This is a genomic window from Acidobacterium sp. S8, assembly GCF_009765985.1.
In the GTDB taxonomy this organism is placed as follows: Bacteria; Acidobacteriota; Terriglobia; order Terriglobales; family Acidobacteriaceae; genus Alloacidobacterium.
Map to the genome: position 1 here is coordinate 367214 of NZ_LMUM01000037.1, position 12881 is coordinate 380094.

Consider the following 12881-nt stretch of genomic DNA (forward strand, 5'->3'; position numbering starts at 1 on the left):
GTGAGCGTGACGCCTGTTCACAACCAACTAAGCCCTAAAATAAATCCATGCTCACTGTGAGACTTACCGTTGATTCCCGGGATCTGTCATCGCCCGCCTCTCAGGCGTCTCTGCAGCGGGCGGCAGAGATTCTGCGCGGCGGCGGCACAGTCGCCCTGCCGACAGAGACCGTATACGGACTTGGCGCCAGTGCGCTTGATTCTCAGGCCATCGCGAAAATCTTCGCTGCGAAAGAGCGGCCCTCGTGGGACCCTCTGATCGTGCATATCTCAGACGAGAAAATGTTGGCGGAAGTGACGGCATCGATACCTCCGAATGCCGCGAAACTCATCGACGCATTCTGGCCCGGCCCGCTTACACTGCTTTTGCCAAAGGGTGCAGCCGTTCCCGACGCAATCACAGCTGGCCGTCCGCGCGTCGGCATACGCATGCCGCAGCACCCCGTTGCCCACGCGCTCATCAGCGCGGCTGGCATTCCAATCGCTGCTCCCAGCGCCAACCGTTTCGGACGTACCAGCCCCACGACTGCGGAGCATGTCGCTGAAGATCTCGACGGCCGCATCGACGCTATTCTCGATTCCGGGGAGACCACGCACGGGCTTGAGTCTACAGTGGTGGACGCATGCGAAGAACCTTGTGTCATCTACCGTCCCGGCGTTATCACGCTCGAACAGATTCGTGCAGCCGGGGTCGATTCCGTCATGTTCCGGGAAACAAGCCAGACTGCGGAGGCGACGCCGGACTCACTGCCATCGCCCGGAGTGGGTCTGCGTCACTATGCGCCGAGAGCAAAGCTGATTCTCATAGAAGGCGAAAAAGAAATGCAGCGTGCTGCCTTCACCAAGGTAGTAGAAGTGCAGCTGCAGAATGGAATGATCGTCGGCCTGATGCTGGCTGAAGGATTTCTTCCCCTGACAAAAAGCGATCGCACAATCATCTATCAATGGGGTAAATGGAGCGACGCGGAAGAACTCGCGCAGCGCCTATTTGCCGGTCTGCGTTTTCTCGACAAGGCAGGAGCCGAGGTGATTGTCTGTCCGTTGCCTTCTACCGGCGGAATTGGTACGGCCATGCGCGACCGCCTGCAAAAAGCAGCGCGCAGGGAATAAAACATTAGCCGCGAGAGTTGTTTTCGCTGGCTTTGTAAAGATACTTGATGCTGGACTTATAGATGAGCGTGCGGCTGTGATTCTTTACCTTGATCGCGTTGAGGTCATACCACTCGATGACGCCCTCAACGCGCTCTCCATCTTCCAGAATGAAAACCATCGGCGTCTGGCTCTGCGCCTGTTTTTGAAAATAGAAAGCCTCCGCGTGCGTGCTCTCGTGCCCATTGTGTGCTGGGTTCATTGCCTGATGGTGCGCGAGAATCCCGGAATCATCGCGTCTGTAGACGGCCCGATTCTTGAGCACGCGCTCCGGCAGAGTAGGGCGAACGAGCTTACGCGGACCAGCGGGCGGGATGCTGGTCCCGTTTGCAGCTTCCGGAATCTTCTCCGAGGCAGAATCATCCGAACGCAAGCTGCGCGCATCCGGAAGAGGAATTGGGGACGGGTTCGCCATAGTTTTTTAAAGCGATACTTACAAAGATAAGATGCTTTCCGCCTTTCCGGGATGACTCCAGCGGCGGGTCATCGTCTCTGCGTGACCGCATACATTTGTGGTGTATTAGCTGTATCGTAGCCTAGAAACCCGGTGGGAGAAACCAACTTTTGGTGGATACCACCTGCATTTTTATCAGATATTCGCAGAAAGCGATGTGGAAGCGTTTTCTCGCTCTTCTCGTAAATGATCAGCGGACAGCGATGTCGGCGGCGAAAGCGTCCAGCGCCAGCGAACGGAGCAGATTGCGCCGCATTCCCGCCTGTACGCTTTGCATGCTGCGCGCCGTGTTTTCGATCCACTCGAAGGAAACCGCTGCGGCCATTGTAGTGAGTTCCGCCTGCAGATCGATATTGCGAATCAAGCTGCTCTGTCCGCTCTGGATAAGCAGAACGTCTTCAAGAAGGCTATACATTGCGCGCAGCATGCCTTGTGTCTTTTCCTGACCTTCGGCACCTGCGCGATAAGTTTCTGTTATGCGAAAGAGTGTGGAATGATCTGCATCATGCGTGGCATGGCGCAGCAGCACCAGTGCGTCCTGCCGGTAAGTGAGATATCGGTCGAGATCGAATCCCAGCGCCGCGCCCACAGCGCCCTGCGCCAATCGCGCTACGAGTGAGCGCTGCGCCGGACGAAGCTCGGTACGGCGTTGCGCTATCAGTTGTTCAAGCTGTTCTACAGGAATAGCGCCCAGCCGCACCAAACCAGCGCGTGAACGGATCGTCGGAAGCAGCTCGCCAGTGTTCTCTGCCAGCAAGAAGATACTGGCATGCTGAGGCGGCTCTTCCAGAATCTTCAATAGCGAGTTGGCTGCCTCCTTCATAAACGAGGCGCCGGTAAATATGTAGACAGCGCGTTTGGCATCGGCTGGCATGCGATAGATTTCCCGGATGACGGTGCGAACCTGCCCTACCTTGATGAGCAGCTGCGGAGGATCAGGCGGAATCACCAGCACATCGGGATGTGTCTGGATAAGGATGCGCGTTTCCTTTTTATCCACGTCGCGCAGCTCGTCGCGTGTTGCGACAGCCTCTTCCACGCGCATTTCAAGCGGCATTGCCTGTGCAATGCGTGTGCAGTTGCGGCACTCGCCGCAAAAATCGGGCAGCCCGTCGGTTTCGGTAGGATGAAGGCAGTTTGCCGCCATCGCCAGCATTAAGGCCAGCGTGTACTTGCCCGATCCGCGCGGTCCGGCAAGAATGAGCGCCTGCGGCAGCCTATCCTGCGCGATGCTTTCGCGTAGATGCTGCACCGCTGATTCATTGCCTAGAAAATCCCGAAAGCCCACACTTTGAGGGTATCGGCTCAGTGCCGTTCGCGGCAAGTTCCGTCGGGTGCAAAACAGCTCTCATCAGATAGCGGAATATCAGCGCAATCCAGGAACGACACGAATCCCATATTTCGGGCGCAAAGTGATCTTGGGTTGGACCTCAATCCGCTGATTTGGAACCAGACGCAGCCGCCAGCGTTGCGCTAGCGTCACCAGGGTCAGAATGGCCTCCATCCAGGCAAATGACTCACCGATGCACTGCCGGTTGCCGCCGCCAAAAGGGAAGTAAGCAAAACGCGGACGGCCTGTCTTGTTTTCTACAGTGAAGCGTTCCGGATCGAAGCGTAGCGGGTCGGGGAAGAACGCCGGGTCGCGCTGAATGATGTATTGGCTGAAGAAAATGTAGGTGCCTTCCGGCAATTTATAAGGACCAATCTCGACATCGGATGTCGCCTGCCGCCCCATCGCCCATGCCGGAGGATAAAGACGCATTGATTCGGCCAGCACCATCTCCGCATAGCGAAGCTGGGGAAGATCTTCAAGGGTAGGAAGTCTTCCGCCGAGGACGGTATCAATTTCAGCATGAAGTCTGGCTTCCGCCTGTGGATTTTGTCCGAGGAGCAGCCACGTCCATGCAAGCGCGTTGGCTACGGTTTCGTATCCGGCAAGAAAGATGGTCAGCACTTCATCGCGGAGTTGCTCATCTGTCATGCCTGTGTGATCGGCTTCGTCGTCCCGCGATGCCAGCAGCATTGACAACAGATCGCCCCCGTCAACTCCGGATTTGCGCCGGACTTCGATCATGCGATAGACGATTGCATCGAGCCGTTTTCGTGCGCGCTTGAAGCGCATCAGACCGGGGATCGGCAGATGCAGCAAGTCTTCCGCGCGAGGCAGCGCAACGAGGAAGTTATAAAGCCGCATGATGGCGTTGACCTCGTCGTTGATCTGCTGCACGTCGCTGGTGACATCGGAGTTGAAGAGCGTGCGCGCGACGATTTGCAGGGCCAACCGCATCATTTCTGCTGACGCATCCATCTCCACGCTGGGCTGCCAGGAATCGCGCATCGCGGCAGCGCGTTCAACCATCAAAGAGGCGTAATTCTGGATGCGCTGGCGGTGGAATGCAGGCGCCGCAATACGGCGTTGCCTCTTGTGAATTTCACCATCGCTTGTGATGAGCCCCTCACCCAACAGAATCTTCATGCGCCGCTGGGTGCGCTCCTTGATGAAGTTCTGCGGCTGTGAGATCAGCACTTCGCGAATCAGCTCGGGATCGTTTATCACAACTACACGGCTTGGACCGATGCGATAGCTCGAAACGCGACCGAAAGTCGCTGCCAGATATTCGAAGAGACGAATCGGATTTCCGGGACGGAAGAAACGACTGAACAGGTACAGGGGCAGGTTGCGTTTTAAGCCGGGAGGAAGACGATAGCCGCCGCGCACTTCGATAACAGGGCGGTTCTCGATTTGGGAAGCTGTAGCCACGTGGGAATCAGCGCTCCAGGCGCTCTTCTACCAGTTTTACGATGCGCTGGTGAATCTCCTCGATCGGGGCTTCGCCTTCGATTGTCACCACACGCAAATGGTCCCGTGCTGCGATCTCGCGATATTTTTCATAGACGCGACGGTAGAAGTCTTCATTCTCGCGCTCAAACCGATTCTCATCTGTACCGCTTTTCTGCATACGATCGTTACGCCGACGCGCACGGCGCAGCGATGCATCGAAATCCGGAATTAACAGGATCGTGAGGTCGGGCTGCAGTCCGCCGCACATGACGTTGTGCAGATTGAGCACCACATCGCTACCGAGTTGGCGTCCGCCGCCCTGGTAGGCCTCGGTCGAGTCGGTGTAGCGATCGCAAAGGACAACCTTCCCTGCTTCGAGCGCGGGAGCAATCACTTCGGCAATGGCCTGCGCACGGTCGGAAAACATTAATCCCAGCTCAGCGCGGGCAGAGAGGTTTTCTGTGCGCGAATCGAGCAGCAGCTGCCGGATGCGGTCGCCGATGCGCGTACCGCCAGGCTGGCGCGTTACGGTAATGCGATGGCGTCTGTTCTCCAGCCACGCTGCCAGCTTTCGCATCTGTGTTGTTTTACCGGAACCATCCAGCCCCTCAAATGTGAGAAAAAAACCACGCCCCATGGCGCGAGTGTAGCAGGAGTCGTGCAGACGAAGCCGCGCTCAAAAATTGAACCGCTGCCTACATGCCGCTTAGTTTTTCGAGATCGATGGACTCGTAATCTTTCCGCTCGATGCCCTCACGAATTTCCTTCGGTGTCTTGCCCAGCTTCGTCATTCTGTACGCGTAAGCGCCTTCTTTTGCGCAAGTGGAGCAGATAGCGCCGTGTGTACCCTCGAAACAGCTGTGCAGGCTGGTATGTCCGAGCGCTTTGTCGCAGTGACAATAGCAGGGGAGCTGGTAGAGGACTTTTGGCACCTGCGCCGCCTCTTCGTAGACATTTTTCTGCCAGGGATAGCGGAAGTAATCGCCCTGCAATTGATCTCCGGAGAGAATTGGAGGCATTTTCTCCGCCTTGGCGGGGGGTGCCGGGTGGTAAGCCGGAATATCATCGGCGGGATTGGACCATTGTGCATAGCTGGCGACGGTGGCCAGACCTAGAACGAGAGCCGGAATAATTCGGTTCATGCACACTAGATTAGCGCAAGGAACGGGAGGGCGCAGAGATACACTGAGGGTGGCTGTCAGATAATCAAAAGAGAAAAAAAGACGGCACGAACGTTTGATAGCTCGTGCCGGGAGGCCAGTGACGCAACTTATAAACTTTCTTCTCGTCAGAAGAGCACCGCTCAATTCTTTCGAGGTACCTTACATTTGTATAGATGCTTCTTTTGTCTCTTGCGCTCCAAAATTTTAGAAAATATATGAGATCGCGTACTTTTTCTTCAATTTCATGTAGTTTATCCGAGACCCGGCTCCAGTTCAAGCTTTCTTAAAAAAAAATACAAATTTTCGCCAAATTCCCGCCCCGATTGCGGAAGCGCAACGAAAACCATCAGATGAAAGGGTGGAGTCCGAAATGGAAAATACCACGGAAAGCGTTCAATCTAAAGAAGAAAAGCGAAAAATGGATGGACTTCTTCAGACCAGCCTTCTCATGTTGGGATCGGCCCTGTTCGGGGGGATCGCGGTAGCTCTTTGGAACCGGAGAACGCTGGCAAGCATGCAAAATCCACAGCCGCCGAGTGATTTTGTCCCGACGCCCGCTGAGGATGACATGATTTATTAGATCACTGCTTCAAAATTTGGAATAAATGTCGTCAGTGGTCCGGGCCAAGTCGAAATCTTTCGTAGTCAGCCCTCCAGCATCATGTGTCGTCAGCACCAGTTTTACGCGGTTGTAGCGAATATCAATATCGGGATGATGCCCCGCCGCTTCGGCTTTTTCTCCCACAGCATTCACGAAACGCAGGGCTTCGACAAATCCCGCGAAGCTAAATTCGCGAACAATTTCCTCGTCCACGAGCTTCCATTCATGCAGTTGTTTGAGCTTTTCCTGAATCTCTTCCGGTCGAAGAGTTGCCATCACGACCTCCTGGCTGGTAGTTAGACCTTCATTTCAGAGTTCTGGAAGGTGAAGGGGCTGAAGCGTGCATGCTGACCGATCTCGTTCCGAAGGTCCATCCAGAGGCGGTCCGGCATACTCAGGTACACGTCCACGACCTGCGGATCAAACTGTGTTCCCGCACATCTTTGTATTTCCGTTCGAGCAGCGGTGAAGCTGTTTGCCCTGCGGTACGGACGGTCTGAGGTGATGGCGTCCAGCGTATCGGCGACGGCGAATATTCTGGCTCCGAGCGGAATGTCAGCTGCCTTGAGGCCGCGTGGATATCCTGAACCGTCAAAATGCTCCTGATGAGCATAGACAATCTCGGCCGCCTCACGCAGGTAAGGAATCTTGCAAAGAATCTGGTAGCCGCGCGCACAATGATCGCGCATCACCGTTTGCTCGTCGGAATCCAGCTTGCCCGGTTTGAGCAGAATGGCATCCGGAATCGCCATCTTGCCGATATCGTGCAGAAATGCGCCCCGTGCGATCGTCCGAATATCGGGCGCCGAGAGGTCCATGGCCCGTGCCAGCGCTACCGTATAGCCAGTAACGCGCTTGGAATGGCCCTCTGTTTCCGCATCTTTCAGGTCGAGCGCATCCCCCAAAGCTTCCAGAGTGATGTCATAGGAGCGTTCAAGGTCGGAAATTGCGTGACGCAGCATCTCGGTACGGGCTGCTACCAGCTGTTCCAGGTTCGATTGGTACATCGAATTCTGCTGCGTAAGCCTTCGATGATCGAGCGCGCGGCGCACAGTCGCAAGCAGCTGCTCTTTTTCAAACGGCTTCAATAAATAATCGTATGCACCTTTACGGATCGCCGAGATGGCCACTCCCACATCGTGGATGGCTGTGACCATGACCATCGGGGTGTCGGGCTGGAGATCGCGCAATCGCTCGAGCAGGCTCATCCCGTCAAGGCCGGCCATCATGATGTCCGAGAGCACTAAATCATAGGGAGGATCGGTACGCAGACGGTCCACCGCCTCCAGCCCATTGCTTGCCAGCACGGGACGATATTGTGCCTTTTCGAGCATCGCGGCTATGACGGTCCTTACGTAGGGCTCGTCATCGACGACTAGTATTCGTTCCGAAGCCATGAAATTGGTTTAAACCCTGCCTGCGGATAGTGTTCAGATAGTAGACGACGCATGTTTACCAGCGCCAATGGTCTTTCCCTGCGACGGGACACGGTGTCATCCGTAATGGTTGCGATTCCATTCTTATCATCGACCCGTCTGTTAAAACCTTGCGCTATTAATTTCGATTCCATGAAAACAGGTTGGGGAAAACGGATTATTTCGTAGACTCGACACTTCAAAATAGCATCAAAAATTTGAAATACGAAATTCAGTCGAGAGTAGGAGTCATTCATTTCGAGTGGATCGGTTACGATAGAAACAAACCCCCTTCCATCTCAGGCTTGAAAGGGCACCCTTGAGCTTCAACGCACGTGGATTGTTTGATCCCAATACGCCTCGAATCGTAGCGACACAGGCAGAAGAGCGCCTGATGGAAGACGTTCAACGCGATATATACGATAGTCACCGGCATCGCATCTTTTCCCTTTCCTACTACATGACCGGGAATGAACTCGAAGCGGAACAATTACTTGAGGATTGCTTCGTACGTGCGTTCCGGTCCGACCCTAAGCCAGACGCAGGCGTGATCGACGATTCCCTGATTGCGGAGCTCCGTTCCAGCTTTCCATTGACTCCGGGGCCTAGCGCAAAGATTTCGAATCTGGATTCCGTAACAGGCAGAAATGTCCGGCGGACTGATCTGGAAGAGGCTCTGCTTCAACTGCCGCCGACGGAACGACTACTATATCTTTTACGTGAAGTAGAAGGGTATAGTCCAGACGCTATTTCGCACCTTGTGGATATACCGCAAAGCGAGACGGTTCGTGTCCTGTTCTCGGCCAGAATCCGTCTGAGGGGTATTTTGGCTGAAATTGAAGCAAGACGGGCCGCTGCTTAGCGGCCTTTTTCAATGTCTCTTGTGGTTCTTACCTGGGCTCTGCGACTCGTAGCCCATCCCGCCTTGGTAGTCTGCCTTGCACGCCCAAGCGCAAGCGCATCCGCCGGAACATCTTCAGTGATCGATGAACCCGCGGCGATATAAGAACCCTCACCAATCACAATCGGCGCCACCAGCGTCGTGTCGCTCCCCACAAAAACAGAGTCTTCAATCAGCGTACGGTGCTTGTTCGCCCCATCGTAGTTGCAGGTGATCGTACCTGCGCCGATATTTACCCCGCTGCCGATTTCAGCGTCACCAAGGTAGCTCAGATGGTTGGCTTTTGACCCTTTGCCGATGCGTGTCTTCTTCGTCTCGACAAAGTTGCCGATATGAGCGTCCTCGCCAATCTCGCTGCCCGGACGCAGCCGCGCGTAGGGACCAAGCTGGGCACCGGCGTGGGCGTGGGAATCGTTAAGAATGCAGCCATTTTGAACCAGGACGTGGTGATCCAGCGTGGAGTTCTCAATCACGGAATAGGAACGAATGCGGCAGCTTTCGCCAACGTGTGTATCGCCAAGAAGCTGCACGTAGGGCTCAATCACTGTATCCGGACCAACGGTCACTCCGGAGTCGATCACCGAAGTCTCCGGGCGGTAAATAGTTACGCCCTGTGCCATCAGCTTGCGCGCCGTTGCCAGCCGCATGGCGGCATCCAGCTCAGCCATTTCAGCCAGCGTATTCGCGCCCAACACCTCGGTCGCGTTGGCGGCTTCAATGCCGACCACGCGTTGTTTTTCCTGGACCAGGATGCGGGCCATGTCGGTCAGGTAATACTCGCCGTGTGCATTATTTGTATTCAGCTCGTTGATGAGTTGGAAAAGCGAGTTACTGGTAAAAGCATAGATGCCCGAGTTGATCTCACGAACGGAAGCCTGCTGCGAGGTAAGGGCCTTGTCCTCAACAATAGCGGCTACCTCCGCCGATCCCGGCGATTTCCGTAAGACGCGACCATAGCCATTCGGGTCAGCCGGAACAGCAGTCAGAATAGTCATAGCCGCTCGTTCCGCCAGGTGGAAATCGCGGAGAGATGCAATCGTCTCAGGTTGGAGCAGCGGTACATCGCCAGAGAGCACAATGATGTGCTCATATCTGGTAACCGCCTGTCGTGCTGTTTGAATCGCGTGTCCTGTCCCGCGCTGCTCTGCCTGAGTGATGAAGTTCACACCCAGTGAAGAGACTGCGGACTGGACCGCGCCTCCCTGGTGACCGATGACAACATACACATCCTGCGGCGGCACAATCTGTGTTGCTGCGTGAATCACATGCTCCAGCAACGCCTTGCCGCCGATCTGGTGCAGCACTTTTGCTCGCTTCGATTTGAGCCGCGTGCCCTTGCCCGCAGCCATAATGACAATGGCAAACCGCATTTACTGCTCTCCTTGATTGCCTTCCGGCCCTTGCTGGGGAGCGCCGGGAATCGTAATGTCAACCGGGTGAGGTGCGCCCAGGCCCAGTTCTGTAAGTGGCGTGCCGAATTCCTGCTGATTGCCAACCACCAGCACGGCCAGCTTGGACGGATCGATATACTTCTTCGCCACGCGCTCCAGATCAGCCACCGTCACATGCTCCACGCTGTCATGGTACTTGTCGAGAAAATCGGTGGGATAGCCGTAGAACTCGAGGCGCGCCGCCTCTGCAAGTACTTTGTCTTTGCTGTCGTAATTGAAGATGAAGGAATTGAGCACCTGATCTTTGGCTCGCTTTAGTTCATCTTCCGTGAACGGCTTCGTTTTCAATTCGCCGATCTGAGAAAGCATTGCCTGAGTAGCCTTTACGGTAGAAGCGCTCTTGGTTGCAGCTACGACGTGGAACATCCCTGGATGGTCATAGGATGCGCCATAACCGCCTCCGACAGCATAGGCGAGACCCTGCTTGGTGCGAACATCCTGGAAAAGACGGGAACCAAATCCGCCGCCGAAGATCTCATTCATGACAGACAGGGCAAAGTAGTCGGGATTATTGCGCAGTGTGCCCATACCAACGATGTAGACATTGCTTTGGTTCACATCGCTTTTATCCACGAAATAAACGCCCGGCTTTGGGCCAGGAAATTCGCCCGCTGGCTTCGGCCAATTGTTACCGCGAGGGAGCCCTTCAAAGGCGTCACGCAGGGTCTTTTCCATCGCTGCTGCGTCGAAGTCGCCAGCGATTCCGATGATCATGTTGTTCGGCACGATGGTTTTGTCGTGCCACTGCTTCAAATCATCGAGTGTGACCGCTTTAATCGTCGATAGCTCTGCCTGGCGCGTGTAAGGACTGTTTGGCCCATACACCAGCTTCGCTGCCTCTCGTGCGGCAATTTCGCCGGCGTCGTCATTTCTGCGGACGATTCCGGCTGCAGCCTGCTGTTTGGCGAGCATCAGCTTCTCCTGCCGAAAGACAGGATGCTCCAGTAGATCGACGGCGATACCGAAGACCTGATCTTCATCCTTCGTCAGGCACGACCAGGAGACTGAAGTGGAATCCACATCACCGCCGGTTTCCACTTTGGCGGCTTTCGCTTCCAGCAGATCGTCGAGCTGGTCGCCATTTTCTTTCGCTGTGCCGCTGGTGCGCCATGCATCGCTGTAAAGGCTGACTAATCCGGTTTTGGCTGCAGGTTCGTCGCGCGACCCGCCGCGCATCTCGATAAAGCCATTGATGAATGGCAGCTCGTGGTCTTCTTCCAGAAGGATAACGAGGCCGTTTTTAAGCACAATGCGTTTGGGCGGCTCAGGATGAAAGGAGCGTAGCGGCGGGATCGGAATTTGCTTCCAGGGCTGCGCCTGCTGCGCTGGTGCCTGTGCGACAACAGCTAGAGGCACGAAAAGCATAGCGGCCAAGTGCGAGTGACGGATTTTCCGAATCATTGCGCACCTCCCTGCGACTGCTGCTGTGCAGGCGGACCGGCGGGAGGCTGAAATTCCACCATAGCGTACGTGCGATTCGTTTCGACGAAGGTCTTATTGGCCACGCGGCGGATATCGGCCTTCGTCACTGCATCAATCTTCTTCAGCTGGTTAAACAATTCGCGCCAGTCCCCGTATCGCAATTGATAGATTGCAAGCTGTTCCGCAAGCCCCTGGTTGTCTCCCAAGCCGCGCAGCAGGTCGGCGCGCGCGCGTGTCTTGAACATTGCCAGCTCATCGTCGGTGACATCCGTAGTCTTCAGCTTGTCGATCTCCTTGTGGATCGCCGTGCGCATCTCCTCCGGAGTATGCCCGGGATTTGGTGCGGCGAAGAAGGCGAAAAGCCCGGGATACTTGACGTCAGGGAAGCCGCTGAAACCTTCGGCCTCGGCGGCAACCTGCTGGTCGCGCACCAGGCTGCGGTAAAGCCGTGAGGTGCGTCCATTCGAGAAGATGTCCTGAATGGCGTCGTAGACGGCATCGTCGGGATCGCGGTAATCCGGCTTGTGATAGCCCTCGATATAGAGGGGCTGGGTGGCAGCCTTCAGAACCACCGATTTCTCGGCGACCTGTGGCGGCTCGATGGTGCTCATCTCTTCCGGCTTCGGTCCGGCCGGAATCGCGCCGAAATACTTCTCCAGTACCGGCATCGTTTCCTCGGCCTTCACGTCGCCGGCAACCGCAATGACCATATTGGCCGGTACATAATATTTCTGGTGGAAGGCAGCGGCTTCGGTGGCCGTGATCTGGCTCAGCTCGCTCATCCAGCCTACGCCCGGACGATGGTAAGGATGTGCCACATACGCCGCGGCCAGGAATTGCTCAACCATCTTGCCGATGGGGTTTGAATCTGTGCGCATGCGCCGCTCTTCCATGACTACGTCGCGCTCCTTATAAAACTCGCGCGGCACGGGATTGGCGATGCGATCGCTCTCCATATAGGCCCAGAGCTGCAGCCGGTTGGATGGCATGCTCCAGTAGTATTGCGTGTCGTCGAGGCTCGTCTGGGCATTGAGTCCGGTCGCGCCATTGGATTCCGCAATCTCGGTGAACTGGTTAGGAATCACAAATTTCTGCGCTTCCCCCTGCGCCTGCTCGAAGGCCGCATGCAGCGTCTTCAGCTTCTGCTCGTCGCGCCCCACGCGCTTGCGGTACTCGGTGTCATAGGCGGCATACGCCTCCTCGACCTTATCGAGCGCCACTTTTTCAGCGGCATAATCGGTGGTGCCGATGTCTTTTGTGCCCTTAAATGCCAGGTGCTCAAACATATGCGCGATGCCCGACTGTCCGCCGGGATCATTTGCATCTCCCGCATCGACGATCGTGAAATACGAAAAGACAGGAGCCTCAGGCCGCTCGCAGACAATCAGCGTCAGCCCATTGGGCAGCACCTTGGTGGTGACGCGCTTCTCGAAGCTGGAGAGATCCTGAGCCTGCGCAGCCAGCGCAAAGCCACATAGCAAAGCAATCGAACACACAGCGAAAGAAAATCTCATGCGACCTCAAACACAACAGAATAAATCTGT

The 12881-nt window shown here is 55.7% G+C and carries 13 protein-coding genes; 3 read left to right on the forward strand and 10 right to left on the reverse strand.

What is annotated here, in order from left to right:
* Positions 1 to 47: 47 nt before the first annotated feature.
* Positions 48 to 1109 carry an L-threonylcarbamoyladenylate synthase gene (locus GSQ86_RS20325; RefSeq protein WP_158751999.1) on the forward strand — a complete coding sequence of 354 codons (1062 nt, stop codon included), beginning with the start codon at positions 48 to 50 and terminating at the stop codon, positions 1107 to 1109.
* Positions 1110 to 1113: 4 nt separating this feature from the next.
* On the opposite strand, the gene GSQ86_RS23185 is transcribed toward GSQ86_RS20325, so the two are convergent.
* From GSQ86_RS23185 to GSQ86_RS20350, 5 genes are all read right to left on the reverse strand, one after another.
* Complete coding sequence (locus GSQ86_RS23185) at positions 1114 to 1521, reverse strand: RNA chaperone Hfq (protein ID WP_216841226.1); 408 nt, start codon at positions 1519 to 1521, stop codon at positions 1114 to 1116.
* Positions 1522 to 1792: 271 nt separating this feature from the next.
* Positions 1793 to 2854 (reverse strand): DNA polymerase III subunit delta', encoded by a 1062-nt coding sequence (locus tag GSQ86_RS20335; protein WP_254062513.1) that lies wholly within the window; start codon positions 2852 to 2854, stop codon positions 1793 to 1795.
* 114 nt (positions 2855 to 2968) lie between these two features.
* Entirely contained in the window at positions 2969 to 4363 is a 1395-nt protein-coding gene (locus GSQ86_RS20340) for a cytochrome P450 (protein ID WP_254062514.1), read from the reverse strand.
* Between the two features lie 7 nt (positions 4364 to 4370).
* Positions 4371 to 5021, reverse strand: coding sequence for a dTMP kinase (tmk, locus tag GSQ86_RS20345; RefSeq protein ID WP_158752001.1), 651 nt, complete (start codon positions 5019 to 5021; stop codon positions 4371 to 4373).
* A 58-nt stretch (positions 5022 to 5079) separates the two neighbouring features.
* Positions 5080 to 5526, reverse strand: coding sequence for a CYCXC family (seleno)protein (locus GSQ86_RS20350; RefSeq protein ID WP_158752002.1), 447 nt, complete (start codon positions 5524 to 5526; stop codon positions 5080 to 5082).
* A gap of 391 nt (positions 5527 to 5917) precedes the next feature.
* Here GSQ86_RS20350 and GSQ86_RS20355 point away from each other — a divergent pair, with 391 nt between their 5' ends.
* On the forward strand, positions 5918 to 6127 hold the full coding sequence (locus GSQ86_RS20355; protein ID WP_158752003.1) for a hypothetical protein: 210 nt from the start codon (positions 5918 to 5920) through the stop codon (positions 6125 to 6127).
* A 9-nt stretch (positions 6128 to 6136) separates the two neighbouring features.
* Here GSQ86_RS20355 and GSQ86_RS20360 read toward each other — a convergent pair whose 3' ends face one another.
* Both GSQ86_RS20360 and GSQ86_RS20365 read right to left on the reverse strand, forming a co-directional pair.
* Positions 6137 to 6424 carry a 4a-hydroxytetrahydrobiopterin dehydratase gene (locus GSQ86_RS20360; RefSeq protein ID WP_158752004.1) on the reverse strand — a complete coding sequence of 96 codons (288 nt, stop codon included), beginning with the start codon at positions 6422 to 6424 and terminating at the stop codon, positions 6137 to 6139.
* Positions 6425 to 6444: 20 nt separating this feature from the next.
* On the reverse strand, positions 6445 to 7545 hold the full coding sequence (locus GSQ86_RS20365; protein ID WP_158752005.1) for an HD domain-containing phosphohydrolase: 1101 nt from the start codon (positions 7543 to 7545) through the stop codon (positions 6445 to 6447).
* Between the two features lie 337 nt (positions 7546 to 7882).
* Between GSQ86_RS20365 and GSQ86_RS20370 the strand changes: the two genes are divergently transcribed.
* The gene (locus GSQ86_RS20370; protein WP_158752006.1) at positions 7883 to 8425 is read left to right on the forward strand and encodes a sigma-70 family RNA polymerase sigma factor; all 543 of its coding nucleotides are present in this window, start codon (positions 7883 to 7885) and stop codon (positions 8423 to 8425) included.
* Here GSQ86_RS20370 and glmU read toward each other — a convergent pair.
* From glmU to GSQ86_RS20385, 3 genes are read right to left on the reverse strand one after another with little or no spacing between them, the layout of a single operon-like run.
* On the reverse strand, positions 8422 to 9834 hold the full coding sequence (gene glmU, locus GSQ86_RS20375) for a bifunctional UDP-N-acetylglucosamine diphosphorylase/glucosamine-1-phosphate N-acetyltransferase GlmU (RefSeq protein ID WP_158752007.1): 1413 nt from the start codon (positions 9832 to 9834) through the stop codon (positions 8422 to 8424). The two genes, GSQ86_RS20370 and glmU, sit on opposite strands and share 4 nt — an antisense overlap.
* The gene (locus GSQ86_RS20380; protein WP_158752008.1) at positions 9835 to 11316 is read right to left on the reverse strand and encodes a pitrilysin family protein; all 1482 of its coding nucleotides are present in this window, start codon (positions 11314 to 11316) and stop codon (positions 9835 to 9837) included.
* On the reverse strand, positions 11313 to 12851 hold the full coding sequence (locus GSQ86_RS20385; RefSeq protein ID WP_158752009.1) for a pitrilysin family protein: 1539 nt from the start codon (positions 12849 to 12851) through the stop codon (positions 11313 to 11315). Before GSQ86_RS20385 ends, GSQ86_RS20380 begins: the two co-directional genes overlap by 4 nt.
* Positions 12852 to 12881: the final 30 nt, after the last annotated feature.